The organism is Cryobacterium sp. PH29-G1, assembly GCF_030063365.1.
In the GTDB taxonomy this organism is placed as follows: Bacteria; Actinomycetota; Actinomycetes; order Actinomycetales; family Microbacteriaceae; genus Cryobacterium.
Genome location: NZ_JASISY010000006.1, coordinates 138,212 through 157,104, shown reverse-complemented (window position 1 = coordinate 157,104; position 18,893 = coordinate 138,212). Strand labels below are relative to the sequence as shown.

Here is an 18,893-nt window from a genome sequence, read left to right as displayed (position 1 = left end):
ACAGCGTACCCGCACGAGAAACTACGCGCAGCTAGGACCAGATCCTGGCTGCGCGTGCCGTGTTTTCGTGGCGAGCTTCCAACGCCTGTTCCATGGTCACGGCCACGAAATGGGTTTTCGTACCGGGCGCGCAGCGCGCCACCAGGTCCATGTCCGCAGAAATAACCGTGGCGACCATGGCATAGCCACCACCGGATACGGCGTCGCGGTGCAGAATGATCGGCTGGGTACCGCCGGGTATCTGAATGGAACCAACGGCGTATCCCGCGTCTACGATATTCGACGGGTCCTGTCCAGCGCCAAAGGGTTGTTCGCGCTCTTTCCATTCCACGCCGGGGCCGCTGTAGCGAAGCCCCATGCGGTCGGCTACCGGGGTCAGCACCCATTCGCTGTTCAGCAGAGTCTCCAGCCCCTTGGCTGAAAGATTCTGGTCATAGAGCCCCAGCATGACGCGAACAGTCACGTCCTTGGAAAATACCGGTCGATCTTCCAGAGCGATGGCGCGCAGCTCCGGCAATCCGTTGTCCCTACCGACACCAACCGGTACCAGATCGCCCGCCTTGAGCGCACGACCCTCGACTCCGCCGATGGCGCCGATCGGATACGTCGACCGCGAACCGAGAACTTCGGGAACATCAATACCGCCGTGCACGGCAATGAAGTACTTGGTGCCGCCCTTGATCACGCCGAACTTCAGTTCGTCGCCGGTTACGAGAGCAATTCGCTCGTATTCGGGCACGATCTCGCCATTGACGAAGACGTCAACGGGGGCACCGGTCACGGCAATCACGGCATCCGTTGTGGTCACGATCTTGGGCCCGATATAGGTGCATTCCAAGACCGCTTCGGCAACAGTGTTTCCCACCAGACGGTTGGCCAATGAGGCCGAGTACTGGTCCATCGATCCACCCTGCGGGAGCCCGAACCGGTAGTAGCCGATTCGTCCCTCATCCTGCACGGTGGTGGCGAGGCCGGGTTCGAGAATGTCAAATGCCATTGAGTGCCTCCAGAAGTGACAGCTTGTAACCGTCGGGGTCGGCCAGTGCTGCTTTCAAATCGAAAGTGATCGGTGCCTGTCGGTAGCGGAAGGTGCCGGCGTCGACTTCGGTGCGGATCCGCCGGTATTCGGTCTCGTCAATCGGCTTGAACTTCACGATGTCGCCGGGTTTAAAGAAGATCATGAAATCCGAGAAGTCTTCCAACGCCTGGGTCGGATCAAAAATAGGAGCGGCCGCAACGCCGAACATCTGGTATCCACCCGCACCGCGCACCGAATAGATGCAACTGAAACAGCCGCCGTAGCCCACGGTCAGCGGCGGGGTATCCGTGCGGGGGCTCAGATACTTGGGAACTTCCAGCTGCTGTTCGCGCTCAACCAGTTGATAGAGGAACGGCAGTCCGGCGACGAAACCCACCATGGACACCAGCCAGGGTGATTCGTGATGCCGCTTGATGAACTCTTCAGCGTCTGCCAGTCCGTTGACCTCGGCGGCGTAATCCAGGTCATTTCCTTCGGGCCGCTGATGGTACCCCTCACGAAAGCGGGCGACCGTTTCATTCGTATACGGATCGTTGTACCAAACCGGAATCTCGATGATTCGCGTCTCCAGTACCTTCTCGGTGGAGGCCCGCACCTCGTCCTCCAACGCGTGCACCACCCGCTCGAGCTCCTGCCACGCCAATTTGTCGGGGTCGAAGCGCACCAGCAACGAGGCGTTGGCCGGGCAGATATCCACAATGCCGGCGAGAGCTCTGGCTTCCAGGGCATTCGCGATGCTGTTGGAGATGAAATTCGCTTCGAGGGACATCCCCTCGGCGATCTCGACGAAAAGAAATTCGTCGCCGCCCCAGGTGTAGCGAGCTGTTGTTTGCGGTGTCATTCGGTGTCTCCCAACGCGTCGAGAACAGATTCGATGTACTTGGTGTGGTGATTGACCTCCGCGAAGTCGTCGAGACCGACGAGGGAGGTGAGCAGACCAATGGTTGATCGCACACCCTCGATCGAGGATTCGTCGAGGGCTCGTTTCGCTCGCGCGATGGCGAGTTCACGGGTGGGCGCCCAGACAATGATTTTGCCCAGCAGGGAGTCATAGAACGGTGCCACGGTCTTGCCCGCGATAAAGCCGAAGTCGGATCGGACTCCGGCGCCCCCGGGCAGGTTCAACGTCTTGATCAGGCCCGGGCTCGGCATGAACTTATTGTCGGGGTCTTCGGCATTGATGCGAAATTCAAGGGCATGCCCCGAAAAATGGATGTCATCCTGTGTGAGGCCGAGCTTCTCCCCCGCGGCAATTCGCAGTTGCTCGCGCACCAGGTCCATACCCGTGATCGCTTCGGTAATGGTGTGCTCCACCTGAATGCGGGTATTCATTTCAATAAAGGCGACCTCATGGCTGATCGGGTCGTAGAGAAATTCCACGGTGCCCACTCCGATGTAGTGGGCCTGCCGCGCCAGTTGCACCGAGGACTCGCGCATCCGTTCTCGTACCGCATCCGGCAGACCGGGAGCCGGTGCCTCTTCGAGAATCTTCTGCTGTCGGCGTTGCATCGAGCAATCTCGATCGCCCAGGTGAACGTACGTTTCGCCGTCGCCGAGAACCTGCACCTCAACGTGGCGGGCCCTCGTCACGAACTTCTCGAAGTAGACGTCCGACGAATTGAAGGCACCGAGCGCCTCGGCCTGGGCGATCTCCACCGTGCCGCGCAGCTGGGACGGGTCTTCGACCAAACGGATGCCGCGACCGCCGCCGCCGGCGGACGCCTTGACGACCAGCGGGAATCCGATCTCGGCGGCGATCGCGTCGATGTCGTCCCCCTCCTGCAGGGCGGACTCGGTCCCCGGAAGAGTGGGCACACCGGCATCAATCGCTGCTCGGCGAGCACGGGATTTATCTCCCATGAGTTCAATCGATTCCGGTGACGGCCCGACCCAGGTCAACCCGGCAGCAATCACCTTCCGCGCAAATTCGGCGTTTTCCGACAGAAAGCCGTAACCGGGGTGCACGGCGTCTGATCCGCTGTCGAGGGCCGCCTTGAGTACGGCCTCGTGGTTGAGATAGCTGAGACCGGCCGGGGCCGGACCGATAATAATAACCTCGTCAGCGAGGTCGGCCGCGAAGGAGGACTTGTCCGCTTCACTGACGACGGCAACGGTCGTAATGCCCATTTCTCGGGCGGTACGTATGATTCGAACGGCGATTTCGCCGCGATTGGCTATGAGCAATTTCTGCATTGAGTCTTCCAGTGAGTCGAGTGAAACGTTGGAAAGGAAGGCGGGGCGCAGGGAGGCACCCGCACGGGGTTAGGAGGTGACGGCGATCACGTCACCGGGATTCACGACACCGAAGTCTTCGATTTCGAACGACTCCAACACCCCGTCGAATTCGGCGCGCACCTCACTGAATTGCTTCATGATCTCGACGAGGCCAATGGTTTGCCCCGCCGACACCGTGTCGCCTTCGTTGACATACGGATCTTTGCCCGGGCCGGGCTTGCGGTAGAAAATGCCGGGAAGGGGAGAAATGATCTGGTGGCTCATAGGTTCACTTTCGTCGAAATGGTCAGCGTGAGTGCACGCGTCTGGTGGTGTGCTGCGTGCGTCAGGTAGTGCGGCCGAGGGCTCCTCCCACGGCGAGGGCCACCGCAGGCGAGTTTGGTGCGTCTGAGTGCACACAGATGCTGTCGAAGGAAATATTCAAAATGGTGCCGTCGGTAGCCAGAACCGCGCCGTCCTCGAGCACCCGGCGAACACGCGCCGCAGCGTTGTCCGGGTTGGTTTCTTCCGGCCGACGCAGAATGATCAGGCCGCCCTCGGCGTTGTAGTCGAGGTCCACATACAACTCGCCGACGAAGCCAACCCCGTTGCGTTCGGCCACCGTTTGGTGGGCGCTGCCCGCAATCCCGAACAGGGGAACGCCATAGGACCGGGCCACGTTGACGGCGCCCTGCATGAGCGCCTCGTCGCGCGCCAGCATTCCGAAAAGCGAGCCATGGGGTTTGATGTGGTTCAGCGGAAGATCGTATTTGCCCAGAAATCCGACCAGGGCGCCGACCTGGTACCGAATCAGTGATTCGACCTCCTCCGGTGTGAGTTTCATCTCGCGCCGACCGAACCCAACCAGGTCGGGCAACCCGGGGTGCGCCCCCACGAGCACACCGTGCTCCTTGGCCAGTGCAACGGTGGTGTCCATGGCATCGGGGTCACCGGAATGAAAGCCGCAGGCAACGTTGGCGACATCGATGAGCTTCATCAGAGCCACGTCATTGCCGAAACTATGAATACCGAGGGATTCTCCCATGTCGGAATTGATGGTGATGTTCGAGTTGTTCTGCACGTCGTCCATGGCTCTACGCTACGGCGCGACCGCGTCGCGGCCCAGTAGGCAATTGCACTAACCTTGCAGAAAAGTTTGTGCACTTTAACGAAGGAATGGGATTCTTGAATGCGCGTTGTTGATCTAATTCTGGAACGCTCCTTGCAACTCCTGCTGCAAACGCCATCATCCGAGGCACGTTTGGCGGTCGAAGTCAGCGGATGCGCCCCCACGGAACTAATGGATCCCACCCCCTTTCTCGACCCCTCTTCCCTGCTGCTCACCAGTGGGATCGGCATGAATTTCTCCGATGAGCGCACCTGGGATGCGTTCGTCGAACGCCTCATCGAGGTACCCGTCTCGGCCATTGTTTTCGCGACCGGCATGGCCCATCGTGTGCTGCCGCCCGGTCTCGTCGCGGCCTGCACCCAACGCGACGTGCCACTGTTGGAAGTGCCCGCTGCTGTTCCCCCACTGCAGGTGAACCGCTATATCGAAAGCGTTATGCAAGCGGAGCGGCTAGCCGTCGTCAACCGTGGTTGGAGGCTGGCCGACGAATGTGCCCGCCTGGCGAACCAGGACGCCGAGATCATCACCCTGCTGGCAACCGTCTACAGCGTCATCCAATCGCCGCTGGCGGTCTACGACGCCTACGGCACGGTCATAGCGCAGTATCCAGCCCTGGCCACCTGGGCCTCGGGAATCAGAACCAAACCGCAGGCGGGGGTACTGAACATCCCTCTCCCGATGGGTCTCAATAACCCGTGTCGTCTGGCGATCAGGGAAACCCAAAGCGGCAATCCCCTGGCGTCATTGCTCGGCCCGGTCGCTTCCATCATCGCCCTGCAGCTGAATCGGTCCGTCAACGTGGATGCCAGCCGCCAGGAGGAGATCAAGAGTTTTGTTCTGGCCTGTGAGTCGTGGGAAGAAGCAACCCACCTCGATGTGCGGAGTGCGTTTCAGGGCATCGGACTGGACCCTCGAGTCGAAACATCCGTTCTGGTCGCTGATATGAGTGGAGAATTCGCCTCGATGTCGTGGCAACTGCGCGTTGCGCTCCACGAGACTTTCCATACGGTGCGGGTCACCGAGTTCAGCGATCGCCTGGTGGCCTTCGCCCAGAATCCGCGCGATGACTTCGATGCCGTCACCGAGCGGTTGCTGCACCTCCACGATCGGCAGCCGCTGGTACTGAAAAGCCTGACCCTGAGCCTCTTTGAACTACGGCTGGCCGTGGTGCATTCCCTGCAGTTGGTGCAACGCATTGATCGCCCCCAGCTCGCTCCCGAACTGGGCCTCAGCGCCGTGGTCACCGCCACCGCGGGGCGAGGGGCGAAGGAATCGGCACGCAAGTTCCTGACCCCGCTGATGGACCATGACACCAAGCGCGGCGGACCGCTGATGGAGACGCTTCGCGCCTATCTCGACAATGACGCGCAGCCGTCGAAAACCTGCAGTGCCCTCTTCATCCACCGCAACTCGCTCAATTATCGGCTGCGCAAAATTGAGACGCTGCTGCGGCTCAACCTCAACTCGGTTGACGGGCAAGCCACCTGTCTTTTCGCGCTTCGACTGATTGATCTCGGAGAAACGTAAAACCGGCGTGGGATGCCCGCAGGCATTCCCACGCCGGTTCTGGCGTTCGGCAGTGCAAATATTAGACGGCAGACGCGACCAGAGCGGTTTTGTGCGACGTCGTGGTCCACAGCACCGCGTACACGGCGGATGCGACGACAGCGGTGAGGATGGGCCCCCACGTCGCGCCGACCCCGGCCAGATCCGCGTTGAGCAAGCCCAACTGCAGCATGACAATGCCGGTGAGTGTCGCAACGATCCAGGCGATCAGTCCCGAGTTGTTGAACTTGCGGTAGTGCACATCGTCCAGCATCCCGTGTTCCTGCGCCCGGCCCCGAGTGATGAGGATGTGGGTCATGGCGATTGCCACCCACGCGGTCACGAGCACACCCTGCCAGGCCAGAGCCAGCAGAATGTACTGAACGATCGGCAGGAGCATGAGCAGGAAAATAATCACCGACGACGTCAGCACCCACACCAGGTTGGGCATCTTGATGCGAAAGACCCGTTCGCCGAATGATTTGAGGTTGGCGGCACCGAGGTAGTAGTTCGCGGTATTGATGCGGGTTTGGGACACGAAGACCACGATCAGTCCGAGAATTCCCATCATCGAAACGATTCCGCCGGCGATACCCGTTTCCGAGGCTTCCAGGCCGGGGATGGTGAAGGTCAGGAAGATACCGACGAAGGCACTGAACCCGTAGGCGAGGGTGTAGAAGGCCCAGCCGAAGCTCCAGCGCTGGTGAAACTTGGTGTCATTACGCTTGCCGAGGGAGGCGTAGTCGATGGTGAACATCATCATGATCCACACGCCCATGTACGCGGCGAAGGTGGCGAGCCAACCAGGTCCGCCCATGGTGACAGCCAGTCCCGATTCCGGCTGCTGGGTGAGCCAGGTGCTGCTGAAGCCGTACTGCACGCCCGCCCAGATCACTGCTGCGACGAGTCCGCCGACGTAGACCGGCAACAGCCATCCGTTGAGCTTGTCGAGGAACCGACGCGCTCCACCCAAAATCAGCGGCGTGGAATACGCCACCACGATGAGGTACCACATCCACATTTCGCCGCCGAAAGCAACCTGAAAGGCGTAGGCAACGATGGAACCTTCGAATACGGCGTAGTAGATGGCGACGAGGGCGAAGATGATGGTCGCAATCGCCGACCCTGCGGTGCCCAGAATGGTGCGGGAGAACAGCGCAACCGTGGTGCGGTTGTTGATGGCGTATTTCGACAGAACTCGATTGATCAGACCATAAGCCACAATCGTGAGCGCAAGCCCGATCAACGCGTCCTTGGTGCCGTAGGCCACGGCCAGCGCCGCGCCGATGTAGACGAAGAACATGGCACTGGCCACGCCGTACCAGGCCATCGACAACGACCCTTTAGACATTTGGTCTTCATCGTTGCCCTCGCGGTATAGGGCATCCGTGGCTTCAACGGTATTGTTACTGCCGGTCAAATTGAGATTCACTCTGTACCTCCATTAGGGCCGGTGACGCCCGGCAAAATGTTTCGTGTTGGGTGAAGAAAATACGGGTCTTCGGGTGGAGCAGCGGCCGCAGGGTGACGACCGCCAGTGCCAACGAGGCCAGTAGCTGAAAAGGGCTTGTGCAAGTATGTGAACGAGCTGTGGGTCCTAGCCAGTAGGCAAATGCAAGAGAGATCCCGCAAAGTCTGTGCGAATGCACATGTGAATTTTCTCTTCTTCGAAGTGGAGCCGGGGCAGCCTAGGCCGAAACAACCGGCCAGTGCGACGAGGAACGACGCTCCATGAGAGCGCGGTGCTCCTGCGTTGTCGTGGCAAATAGTTCGCCGGTTCCCCAGTCCAGGATGACGCCGTAGCGGCGGATGACGTCGAGCATGTCGATATCCCCGCTCACGTAACGTGCGGCGATCGCTGCGGGATCTTCCGCCAGCCACCCGAGCCGGTGGGCGGCGATATCCACGCGCAATGCCACACTCGCCGCCTCGTCGACCTCGTAGTCGTCCAGATCGGGATCGATGGCACGAATGACCACGCCGTAGTCTTTGGCGGCCCGACCGATGGAGACGTAGCCGTCGATAACATCGTCGAGCACCTCCAGGTAGCTGCGCTCAAGGGGATCGCCATAGCCACCCCCGCCAGCTGACGGGCGCACGAAGGAGTCTCCCGACTGCACCGGCACGGAGGAGAAGTTGGAACCGAGGAAGCGTTCGCCCTCGGTGCCCTTGTTCAGCCAGACGCCGTGTGGAATCGAAGGAAGTCCACCCTCGATACCCCAGGTGATGGAGCGCGCGCGGTCACAGCAGTAACTCATCACGGCGTTCTGGGCGTCGGTGAGCATGCCGCCCTTTTCGATTCCCACGCCACCACGAAAGCGTCCGGGTCCGCCGGAGTCCATGCCGATCTGGTGCATCGAGGTCAAGACCGGCGAGAGGCGTTCCTGGCCTTCCACGGGCTGAACGGCCAGTCCGGCGCCGAAGACTGGAGCGGTGGCGCCGCTGCCGTCTTTGCTCGCCCGGCCACCCCAACCGCCAGCCATCCAGTCGTACCACATGAAGTACGGGCTCTCTTCGGTGCGGCCGTCCTTGCCTCCGACCAAGAGGTATTCCAGGTTGAAGGCGCAGGCCATCGCCCGTTCCGGCATGATCTTCGACCAAATCTCGAAGATGCCGTTCATGAGTTTCTCGTACGGACCGGAGCAGAAGCCAGTCACGGCGTTGGGCCAACCGGCGTTGACGACAGTGCCCTCCGGGCCGATGTCGGCGGTGACCGCCGCGTAGAAACCAGAGTTGAGCGGCACGTCCGGAAAGAACGTTTTTGTTCCGGCATAAATCGCCGAGAACGTCGTGCCGTAACCGGAGTTGAGGAATGTCGCCACCACGGGTGCCGATCCGGCCAGGTCATAGTGAATGCCGTGGTCGTCAATGGTCAGCTTGATCTTGATCGGAACGAGTCCTTCGCTCTTTCCCGGGTCATTGTCCATGTAGTCGGTGGTCTCCCACACGCCATGGGGCAGCCCTTCCAGCCGACGCCGAACGGTGCGTTCCACATAGTCCTGAGTTTCCTGCATGGCATTCTGCACGGTGGCCCGGGAGTACCGATCAACCAGACGCAGAATTTCGCGTTCGCACACGGCTGTGGCCTCAGACTGGGCGTGCAAATCGCCCATGGCCTGCCGGGGGGCACGCGTATTGGAGACCAGGAGCTGGGCCACGTCGTGTAGGAACACGCCGCGACTCCAGATGCGCACGGGAGTGATGCGCAGTCCCTCGCCGAAGTGTTCCTTGGCGTTCACATCAAATGATCCGGGAACATTTCCGCCGATATCGGCCCAGTGGCCTTTGTTCTGCGCGAACGCGATGACTGCACCGCCGGAGAAGATCGGTCGGATAAAGCTCACATCGTTGAAGTGTGTGCCGCCGCGGTACGGGTCGTTGATCGCGAAGACGTCACCCGGGTTGATATCGGACCCGAATTCCTCGAGTACGGCCTTGCACTGAAAGTGCAGCGTTCCCACGTGCACGGCGATGTCGCCGCTGCCCTGCATCACGGTGTTTCCGGCCGCGTCGCACAGCGCTGACGAGAAGTCGCGGGAATAGATCACGAAGGAGTAGCAGGTGCGCAGAATCTGCTCGCTCATCAGGTCGACGCTCGTGGCGAAGGCGTTTTTCAGCACCTCGAATGTGACCGGATCGAGGGTGCTTCCGTTGGCTTCGGGCACCGACATGGATGCAACTGTTTCCGACATCAGATCTCCTTCAGGTGGATGAGGATATTCATCCATTCGTCTATTACTGCGGTAGTATTCGGCGGAATCACGGTGGTGGAGTCGAACTGGTCGATCACGGCCGGCCCGCTGAACATGGCGCCGGCCGGCATGTCATCGCGTTCAAACACGGGGGTGTCGACCCAGCCCAGCTCGCCGAAGTAGACGGGGCGAGTTTCGCGGGGTGCACCGGGATCGGCGTTGAGTTCCACGGCCGGCTTGAACGACGGCTTTGGAGTTTTTCCTATGGCGGTGAGGTGCAGCTGATACACCTCAACCGGCTGGTCTTTTTGGCTGAAAGCAAATTCCCGTTCGTGCTGTTCGTGGAACGTTTCGACGGCTTCGACCAAGGCATCAGGTCCGGATCCGATGCTGACCGACAGCGATCGCCATTGGCCCAGGTAGCGCATCGAGATTTGACGTTGGAGCAGGGCGTTTTCATCCGCGACGCGTTCCTGGCGCAGCCGCGTCATGGCCTCGCTCTCCAGCGAGGTATATAAACCTTCCAATGCCTCGGTGTCGGCATCAGCGGCAATTCCGGTGAACATGGTCGACAAATCGTGACGGATATCCACCAGCAAACAGCCCAAAGCGGATGCGACGCCCGGGTTCGGCGGGATGATGACCGTCGGGATGTTGAGCTCACGAGCTACTTCGGCCCCGTGCAGCGCGCCGGCTCCGCCAAAGGCGACGAGAGCGAAATCGCGCGGGTCGTGCCCGCGCCGGATCGATACCAGCCGTACCGCGTCGGCCATATTGGCGTTCGCCACCTGAATCACCGCGTATGCGGCTTCCGCGATGGACATATTGAGCGGGTCCGCGACGGACTTTTTGATTGCCGCCGTCGCGAGGTCCTTGTTCAGGTTCTTGGCGCCTCCGGCCAGCGATGTGCCCAAGCGGTTGAGCACTACGTTGGCGTCGGTGTTCGTCGGCTGCTCTCCGCCGGTGTCGTAGCACGCCGGGCCGGGATCGGCGCCAGCGGACTGCGGACCGTTTCGGAGGGAGCCGGCGATGTCAATATAAGCGAGCGAGCCACCGCCGGCCCCGATCGTCAGCACATCGATGCTGGGAAAAATGATCGGGTGCCCGTACTCGACTTCCCACTCCTTCGTGATCCGGAGTTCGCCGCCGCTGACCAACGCAATGTCCGTCGACGTACCCCCCATGTCGAGCCCCACGGCGTTCTCATAACCGCACTGCTGGGCCACATGCTTGGCCGCGATGGCACCGGCCGCAATGCCGGAAGCAGCCAAACGCACCGGGTAGCGTTCGACCATTCGAGGCGTCATCGACCCTCCCCCGGAATGCAGCACGAGCAGGTCTCCCTTATACCCGCCGGCCTTGAGCTGGTCGGACAGGCGATTCACATAGCCGGAGACCAGCGGAGCGAGAACGGCATTGGCGACGGTCGTGTTGAAACGGTCGTGTTCGAAGATCTCGGGAAGGATCTCGGCCGACGTTGACACGGTTGCGTTGGGCAGTTCTTCTTCGAGGATTTCCCGCATGCGGATTTCGTTCTGCGGATTCGCGTAGGAATTCATGAAGCACACGGCCACCGTATTGACGTTGCGTTTGCGCAGGAGTTGCGCGACCCGGCGGGCATCCACTTCATCGAGGGGCATAACCGTATTGCCCGCGTAGTCGATGCGTTCGGAGACCTCGAACCGATCGCGCCGGCGAATATAGGGACCCGACACGTCTTTGTACGCATCCCACAGGTCGTCCTTGGTGCCGTCGCGAATTTCAATGACGTCGCGAAAGCCTCGGGTCGTCACCATCGCAGCCGGCGGAAAATTGCGGGTGATCAAGGCATTGGTGGCCACGGTTGTTCCGTGCGAAAAGAGCGTGACGTCGGCCAGGTCGATATTCGCGCGGGCCACACCATTCATAACGGCAACGAGAGGGTCGTGCGGGGTTGACGGCACCTTGGTGACACGAATCTTGTGCGATTCCTCGTCAAAAATACAAACGTCGGTAAAAGTTCCGCCAACATCAACGGCGACTCGGACTTGCGACATGGGTTGTCCTCCGGACTGTTCAGGTTGTGGTCAAGTATGGGTACGCCCGTGGAAGGTGTCACTGGAGACTGTGCAACGCTGGTCGCGATTTTTTGGATAAACTCCAACGAGCAGCCGTGCTTTGCCAACGTGCGTCACCACGAAACACAGTGTTAACACGACGAAGCGCACAAACTCGGGAGATCCTTTGTCAATAACACTCGGCGAACTGGTCGGCGAAGACGCACTCGGGATCATTCCCGTCGTGCCCGGAGATGCCCAGAGCCTCGTTCTGGCGGCCCGAACGAGTGAACTGGGTGATCCGGGGCGCTGGGTCGAACCAGGCACGGTGCTGCTCACCACCGGGCTGCTCTTTATCGGCCACGAACGCGACGAGATGCAAGCCCTATCGCTGATCAGGGACATGCGCGAAGCGCAAACCACCGCGATGTTTTTCGGTGTCGGCGTGCATTTCGACGAGGTTCCACCGGCCCTGGTCGCGGCCGCACGTACTGAGAATTTTCCGCTCTACACGGTGGCCGCCGAGGTGCCGTTTTATACCGTCGAAAATTTCGTGAACCAGTCCAAACTGTCGGCTGACGCCTATCTTCTGAAGCGTGCGGCCTGGTTTATGAATGAACTTCTGCAGAGCATGTCATCGGACCAGCCGATTGATGCGCTCATCGCCAAACTCGCTTCGTCGTGCCGCGGTTCGGCGGTGCTGTATGAAGATTCCGGTCGAGTCGTCGCCTCGGCCGGTGAGGGCCCGATCCGTCTCATGTGGACCGAGATGCAGCGCTCCGGGGGCGTTCAGGAGCGCTTCACCGTCGGGCGCTGGGAGGCGATTGGAAAGTCCATCGTGCTGCGCGGCAAGACCTATCGGCTCGTGCTCGCGAGCCGCAATTCCACCATGCTGGACGACCTCGGCGACGTACTACTGCAGACCACTCAGCGTCTTCTGGGCGCCATCAACGGCATCACTCAAATCGGCCTGTCCCGCGAGCTGTACGAAAATGCGCAACTACTGGTGGCGCTTCAGGATGGCATCTCGCCTTCCCGGGAACATCGCTACTGGAATCGTATGAATCCGTTTCGATTCATCGCCTATGAATCGCTGCGGGCTGTCGCCATCTCCACCCCGTCTGGCGAGCCCGCCGCCAAGCACCTGATCGAGGGCTTGCTGCAGGAGGCAGCGCTCGGCGGCCTGGGACTACTGCTCGATGAGAATGGCGGTGGGTCTCGAACGATGGCGAGCATCCACGCCTTGGTCGCCAACTCCGGTGTTCTCACCGACTGGCTCACCCTGGCCGGCACCGAACTCGTCGTCGGAGCATCGGAACCGTTCAGCGAGCTGGCCAGCACTCCCCTGGCATTCCGCGAGGCCGAAACGGCATTGGAGATAGCGCGGCGCCGCGCCACTCAGGCGGGTCGTCACCCTGGAGCGCAGCGCACCGTGGTGCGCTTGGATGAAGTTGACCTGGCCAGTTGGCTTCTGGCCCGACGCGAAGCGCCCCAGCTCGAAGACAAATTGCGCAAGTTTGTCGCGACGCTGAACCTGGATGGTGATTTGATCGACACCCTGATCGTGTATTTGGCGCTGGATCAGGATGTCGGTCGGAGTGCGCGGCATCTCTTTGTTCATGCCAACACGGTGAGGTACCGGCTGCGCAAATGCGAGGAGCTACTGGGCACTTCCATGAGCAACACCGCCACGATCGCCAACCTCTATCTGGCATTCCAGGATGAGGTTTTGGCGCTGCAAGACAATATTGAATATCACGCCCAGTAGCCGCGCAAGCTAGACGAGTTTTTCGACCTCGACGAATTCAATGGTGCGGGTGCCACGATTCTCAACCGTGTGTTCGGCGCCGGAGGGACGCGTGTAGCTCTGCCCGGTGCGAATTTCGGCGACGATCTCTGAACCGTCGGCGTTGACCACGTGCATGGTTTCATTCACGAGAGGCACGACCACGTATTCATATTCATGAACGTGCATGGGGATGACGTCTCCGGGTTCAATCGTCCATTTGGTCGATCGAAAAATGCCGTTGTCGAGTTGAGTCTCGCCGGTTGCCATTGTTTTCCTTTGTTCGATGCGTGTGTGACACGAGCTTACTGACCGGTGGGACCGCGACGGCACCGGTTACCCGACGAGCGTCCCACACCGTCTCCGCTCGTGCGGTGAAACTCATCGGGCCAGGTCGCGCCGACGGAATCCGATAAATCCGACAACGAGGAACAACGCTGTCACGAGTGTGATCCACAGCAGTCCCCACACGTCCGCGTCGCTGTTGGTGACGTTCGGCACGTGCCAGAACGGGCTGAAGGCGAGCACCGAATCCCACAGTTTGAAGCTGGGACCGAGCAGGGTGAGCACAAACGACGACAGCACGCCCACCCAGGCCGCCAGACTGACCTGAGGCCTGGCTCCGACCACGGCGATCGACACGGCGATAATGGTCCACACGGCCGGTACGGTTGCGACCGTCTGAAGAACGGCATCGCCGAAATCGACACCGATGTCTGCGGCCGACGCCAAAGTGGCGATCAACACACCGGCGATCAGCAGAAAGAGAGTCGGGGCCGCCAACGCGAGGATCACGTTGCTTGCGTAGAACCGAACCCGGCGCACCTTCGTGGCGATGACGAGCTCGACCCGGTCTTCCATCTCCTCCGTGCGGAGCTTGAGCATGATTTGCACGCCGGGGATGGCAGCGATGATGCCGACCAGGCTGAGGATCGTGACGATGAACGCAGCGATCAGGGCATCCGGGGTGGTCGCCCCGGCGGCGAGCATCTGCGACACGTTACTGTCGTTGCCCAGGATGTCGTTGATCGAGGTCGCAAAGTAGCCAAAAACAAGGCCGAGGGCCAGGAAGGCCACCGTCCAGGCGATGATCGGCCCGCCGTTCAACCGCACCGCGAGTCGCCAGGTCGAGCGGTCTTTCCCGCGGGCGGGACCGGGACGCGGGGCGATGGCGCCCTGCCCGAAGTCACGTCGGGACTGGAGGGTGAATGCGATTGTGGTCAGCACGAGCGTGAGGGCCAGCGCGTAGCCGAGCGGCCACCAGTGGTTGCCGGTGCCCGGGTGGGTTTGGGTCATCCAGCCGAGCGGGTTGATCCACACCGTCCAGTCCGGCGCCTGAATGGAATAGGCGAAACCCCGGAGCAGAAACAGCACGCCGAGTACACCAACGGCGATGGAATTCGCGGTGCGGGAGTCGGACCCGATTTGGGCCGTCACCGCCGCCACCGCAGCGAACATCCACCCGGTAGCCGTGAAAGTCGCCCCCAGCAGGAGGGACGACGGCCAATCCCCGCCGGACAAACCGGTCAGCACGCTCGCGATCACACCGAGCGCGAGCGAGCCGATCAGTGCAAGACCGATGCCGACGAGCAGCCTGCTGGCCCGCCCCAGAACCCCCGACGCCAGCAATTCGGCCTGACCGGAATCTTCCTGGCCGCGGGTGGCACGCGTCAGTACAAAAATGGCGCCGAGCGCGGTCATGAAACCGCCCAGGGCCAGGCTGCGCCAGGCATTGAACCCGTCCGTCGTGGACAGATCAAACGCAGGACCGAAAATGAGCCCGACCGCCGGGTTCCCGCCGACCGCAGCGGCCAGGCCGGCCCGGTCCTGCTGACTAGGAAAAATCCACGGATAAACCAGCACCGAGGATGTGGACAGAAAAGTGACGATGACAATCCACGGCGCGAAACGGCGACCGTCGTGCTTGAGGGTCGTGCGCAACAGCGGTGCCGCGCCGGCCAGCATCGTGCTCATGAGGTCGCGGCCGCGGGAGTGTCAGTCTCGTAGAGGCGCAGGAACAGGCTCTCCAGCGACGGCGGTTCCACCGTCAGCGACTGGATGCCATAGGGCGCGAGAAAGCTCATCGCCTCACCGATCCGGTTCGAGTCGACCGTTCCGGTCAGCTTGGCGCCATCGAGGCGAACGTCGCGGAACGCATCCATCTCATCCTCCGGCGGGATCCGCTGCAACACCGCGTGAATCGAGGTGCGGGTATGCCCACGCAATTCGGTCAGCGTTCCAGTCTCGACGATCCGGCCGTCACGGATAATGCTCAACCGATCAGCCAGCGATTCTACCTCGGCGAGGATGTGGCTGGACAGCAGTACGGTCGTACCGCGCTGCTTGGCCTCCGCAATCACTTCCAGGAAGATGTTCTCCATCAGCGGGTCTAAGCCACTCGTCGGTTCGTCCAGGATCAGCAGTTCCACATCCGAGGCCAGCGCCGCCACGATGGCGACCTTCTGCCGGTTGCCTTTCGAATACTGTCGACCGCGTTTCGTCGGGTCGAGCTCGAACCGGTCCACGAGCTCGGCACGACGCTTTTCATTGAGCCCGCCGCGCAGAGCGCCGAGCAGGTCGATCGCCTCACCACCGGTCATCCCGGGCCACAAGGAGACGTCGCCGGGCACATAGGCGAGCCGCCGATGCAGCTCAACCACGTCTTTCCACGGGTCGCCGCCGAGCAGCCGCACTGTCCCGCCGTCCGCGCGCAGCAGGCCCAGCAGTACACGGATCGTGGTGGACTTTCCCGAGCCGTTCGGCCCGAGGAATCCGTGCACCTGACCCTGGTCGACTGTCAGATCCAGCCCGTTCAGGGCTGGGAACTTTCCGTAGGACTTGACCAGCCCGGCAATCTCGATCACAGCGTTCGCGCTCATGATTCCTCGTCTCCTGACAGGTCACGTGCCGAATGAATTTTAGTCCAAGCCGAGGTAAGCCTCGATGACTTTCTCGTCGGCGAGCAGTTCGTGTGCCGGTCCGGAATGGGTGATTTCCCCGGTCTCGAGCACATAGCCGAAATCGGCCGCCGCGAGAGCACGCCGGGCGTTCTGCTCAACGAGCACCACCGTGGTGCCGGTCAGACGAATCTCCTCGATCACCGCGAACACCTCGTCCACGATCAGCGGCGCGAGCCCCATCGATGGTTCGTCGAGCAGCAAGATCTCCGGCTCGGCGATGAGAGCTCGGGCGATGGAGAGCATCTGCTGCTCGCCTCCGGAGAGGGCGCCGGCCTGCAGCTTGCGCCGTTCAAAGAGCACCGGGAACCGTTCGTACACGCCGGCCACATTCTTGTGCAGGGTGCTGCCACGGTGCCAGCCACCCAGACTCAGGTTTTCCGCCACCGTCAGGGTTCCGAGAATCTCGCGACCCTCCGGAACTTGAACGAGCCCGGCTTTGACCAACCGGTGTGCCGGCCACTTGGTGATGTCCTGGCCTTTAAACCGGATGACACCCTGACGCGCACGGAGCAGACCGGAAACGGCGTTCAAAACGGATGTTTTGCCGGCGCCGTTGGCGCCCACCAGCGTAACCAGGGAGCCCGCCGCCACCTCAAAGGAGACGTTGCGCACGGCCTCAACGCGACCGTAGTTGACCTGCAAACCTTCGACGCTCAGGATCGGATCACTCATCGGTTGTCCTCCACGTCCGTTGCACCACTTTCGTTCGACCGACCGTCCGGGCCAGCATCGGCATGACCCCGATTGTGGTCCCTGACCGATTCTGCGGTGACTTCGGCGAGGTCTTCAGCCGCCAACACGGCTGCGGCGTCGGAGTCGGCGTCGGAGCCGCTGGAGCCGAGGTAGGCCTCCAGTACCTTCGGGTCACGGGCGATCTCACCGGGTGTGCCCGACGCGATAACCTCACCGAAGTTCAGCACCATGATGCGATCGCAGGTGGCCAGCATCATGCGCACGTTGTGCTCGATCACCAGTACGGCGATTCCGTCGGCGGCGAGAGAACGAATCAGCTCCGACAACCGGCCGGCTTCGACGTGGTTCATGCCGGCTGCCGGCTCGTCCAGAACCAACAGTGACGGATGCGACGCGAGCGCGCGCGCGATCTCCAGCCGGCGCTGGTCACCGTAGGAGAGGTCCCCCGCGGCATTGGCCGCTTTGTCACCCAGCCCCACGCGGATCAATTGAGCGGATGCCATTGCGACGGCCTCACGCTCAAACCGTCGGGCGGAGGGCAGAAAGAACAAGCGCCGCAGCAACGTATCGTGCGTGATGCGATACCCGCCGACCAGCACGTTCTCCAGGGCAGAGAGCCGGTTGAACAGCTTGATCTGCTGGAACGTGCGGGCAACCCCGGCTTGAGCCAGACGGTGAGCCTTCGTGCTGTCGGTGAGGTTCACTCCGAGCACCGACCCGCTGCCGGTACTCGGCGGAGTCAACGCGGTCACCATATTGACGAGGGTGGTCTTGCCTGCACCGTTCGGGCCGATCAGGCCGAGAACCTCACCCGCTGCCACCGTGAGGTCAACCGAGCGCACCGCGTGCACCCCGCCGTAGGACTTGCCAAGGCTCTGCAGGCGCACGAGCTCGGTGCCGGGTGCTGGGAGGTCGGGCAGGTCGGGCCGCGCGGCCGGGTCAACGATGAGGCGCTTGGCGGACTTCCGGCGCGGGATGAGTCCGGACAGGCCGCCCGGTAGGAAGAGAATCACGACCAGGAGCAGCACGCCGGAGACTGTCGGGCGGATCCAGCCGGCGTCTACGCCGAGCACACGCTGCACCTCGGGCAGCACGGAGAGGAAGACGGAGCCCAGGACCGGACCCACGAAGAGGGTCACACCGCCCACGACCGCGGTGACCAGGCCATCAACGGCGGCGGTGAAGGAGAACTCGTTGGGATCAGCGAACCGAGAGAAGTAGGTCAGCAGCACGCCGTACAGACCGGCAACGGCGCCCGCGATAACGAACGACGCCATGCGGTAGCGGGCAACGTCGATGCCCATGGAGGTGGCGGCCAATTCGTCTTCGCGAATCGCGGCGAAGGCCCGTCCCAGGCGGGAGCCGGAGAGGCGCCAGAACCAGAATGCCACCACGACCAGGGCGATCCAGGCAATTTCGATGCCGACGAGCTTGGGAAAGCTCATCCCCTGCGCGCCGTTCGTCCAGGATTGGTTGATCAGAAAGATCCGCACCATTTCGCCGAAGGCGAGGGTGGCGATGGCGAGGAACACCCCGCGCAAGCGGATGACCGGCAGCCCCAAAATGAAGGCCGCGATGATACCGACGCACATGCCGAAGACAATGCCAACAGCCAGCGGTGGGATGAAGCCGAATAACGGCTCGGCGGGCACAACGAGGGAGGAGGTGAAAGCCGCGAGGGAGGCCAACCCGACCTGGGCCAAGCTCAGCTGCCCGGCGATCAGTACGGCGTAGAAGCTGAAGGCGAGGATCGCTGTCAGTGCGATCAGGGTGATGAGTGAGTTGTATTCGACCAGCAC

The 18,893-nt window shown here is 61.7% G+C and carries 15 protein-coding genes; 2 read left to right on the top strand and 13 right to left on the bottom strand.

Annotated elements, in window-relative coordinates; all coding sequences use genetic code 11:
* Positions 1 to 31 precede the first annotated feature (31 nt).
* From QMK22_RS10255 to pxpA, 5 genes are all read right to left on the bottom strand, one after another.
* Positions 32 to 997, bottom strand: a complete 966-nt coding sequence (locus QMK22_RS10255; protein ID WP_283497535.1) for a 5-oxoprolinase subunit C family protein — start codon at positions 995 to 997, stop codon at positions 32 to 34.
* Positions 987 to 1,880, bottom strand: a complete 894-nt coding sequence (locus QMK22_RS10250) for a 5-oxoprolinase subunit B family protein (protein WP_283497534.1) — start codon at positions 1,878 to 1,880, stop codon at positions 987 to 989. The genes QMK22_RS10255 and QMK22_RS10250 overlap by 11 nt, the downstream gene beginning before the upstream one ends.
* Positions 1,877 to 3,232, bottom strand: coding sequence for an acetyl-CoA carboxylase biotin carboxylase subunit (locus tag QMK22_RS10245; RefSeq protein ID WP_283497533.1), 1,356 nt, complete (start codon positions 3,230 to 3,232; stop codon positions 1,877 to 1,879). The genes QMK22_RS10250 and QMK22_RS10245 overlap by 4 nt, the downstream gene beginning before the upstream one ends.
* Before the next feature lie 69 nt (positions 3,233 to 3,301).
* Entirely contained in the window at positions 3,302 to 3,538 is a 237-nt protein-coding gene (locus tag QMK22_RS10240; RefSeq protein ID WP_283497532.1) for an acetyl-CoA carboxylase, read from the bottom strand.
* Between the two features lie 61 nt (positions 3,539 to 3,599).
* A complete protein-coding gene (gene pxpA / locus QMK22_RS10235) occupies positions 3,600 to 4,343 on the bottom strand; it encodes a 5-oxoprolinase subunit PxpA (RefSeq protein WP_283497531.1) in 744 nt (247 codons plus the stop codon).
* Positions 4,344 to 4,442: 99 nt separating this feature from the next.
* Between pxpA and QMK22_RS10230 the strand changes: the two genes are divergently transcribed.
* The gene (locus tag QMK22_RS10230; protein ID WP_283497530.1) at positions 4,443 to 5,909 is read left to right on the top strand and encodes a helix-turn-helix domain-containing protein; all 1,467 of its coding nucleotides are present in this window, start codon (positions 4,443 to 4,445) and stop codon (positions 5,907 to 5,909) included.
* Positions 5,910 to 5,970: 61 nt separating this feature from the next.
* Here the strand turns inward: QMK22_RS10230 and QMK22_RS10225 are convergent, their stop codons facing one another.
* From QMK22_RS10225 to QMK22_RS10215, 3 genes are all read right to left on the bottom strand, one after another.
* On the bottom strand, positions 5,971 to 7,359 hold the full coding sequence (locus tag QMK22_RS10225; RefSeq protein ID WP_283497529.1) for a purine-cytosine permease family protein: 1,389 nt from the start codon (positions 7,357 to 7,359) through the stop codon (positions 5,971 to 5,973).
* Between the two features lie 256 nt (positions 7,360 to 7,615).
* The gene (locus QMK22_RS10220) at positions 7,616 to 9,619 is read right to left on the bottom strand and encodes a hydantoinase B/oxoprolinase family protein (protein WP_283497528.1); all 2,004 of its coding nucleotides are present in this window, start codon (positions 9,617 to 9,619) and stop codon (positions 7,616 to 7,618) included.
* Positions 9,619 to 11,655, bottom strand: coding sequence for a hydantoinase/oxoprolinase family protein (locus QMK22_RS10215; RefSeq protein ID WP_283497527.1), 2,037 nt, complete (start codon positions 11,653 to 11,655; stop codon positions 9,619 to 9,621). The genes QMK22_RS10220 and QMK22_RS10215 overlap by 1 nt, the downstream gene beginning before the upstream one ends.
* Before the next feature lie 187 nt (positions 11,656 to 11,842).
* Between QMK22_RS10215 and QMK22_RS10210 the strand changes: the two genes are divergently transcribed.
* Positions 11,843 to 13,423: a helix-turn-helix domain-containing protein gene (locus tag QMK22_RS10210; protein WP_283497526.1), complete on the top strand. Its 1,581-nt coding sequence runs from the start codon at positions 11,843 to 11,845 to the stop codon at positions 13,421 to 13,423.
* Positions 13,424 to 13,432: 9 nt separating this feature from the next.
* Here the strand turns inward: QMK22_RS10210 and QMK22_RS10205 are convergent, their stop codons facing one another.
* The 5 genes from QMK22_RS10205 to QMK22_RS10185 form a co-directional block, all read right to left on the bottom strand.
* Positions 13,433 to 13,711: a cupin domain-containing protein gene (locus QMK22_RS10205; protein ID WP_283497525.1), complete on the bottom strand. Its 279-nt coding sequence runs from the start codon at positions 13,709 to 13,711 to the stop codon at positions 13,433 to 13,435.
* A 111-nt stretch (positions 13,712 to 13,822) separates the two neighbouring features.
* Positions 13,823 to 15,415, bottom strand: a complete 1,593-nt coding sequence (locus tag QMK22_RS10200; RefSeq protein WP_283497524.1) for an ABC transporter permease — start codon at positions 15,413 to 15,415, stop codon at positions 13,823 to 13,825.
* Positions 15,412 to 16,320 (bottom strand): ABC transporter ATP-binding protein, encoded by a 909-nt coding sequence (locus QMK22_RS10195; RefSeq protein ID WP_283497523.1) that lies wholly within the window; start codon positions 16,318 to 16,320, stop codon positions 15,412 to 15,414. Before QMK22_RS10195 ends, QMK22_RS10200 begins: the two co-directional genes overlap by 4 nt.
* Before the next feature lie 39 nt (positions 16,321 to 16,359).
* Positions 16,360 to 17,073 (bottom strand): ABC transporter ATP-binding protein, encoded by a 714-nt coding sequence (locus QMK22_RS10190; RefSeq protein WP_283497522.1) that lies wholly within the window; start codon positions 17,071 to 17,073, stop codon positions 16,360 to 16,362.
* Entirely contained in the window at positions 17,070 to 18,893 is a 1,824-nt protein-coding gene (locus tag QMK22_RS10185) for a branched-chain amino acid ABC transporter ATP-binding protein/permease (protein WP_283497521.1), read from the bottom strand. The genes QMK22_RS10190 and QMK22_RS10185 overlap by 4 nt, the downstream gene beginning before the upstream one ends.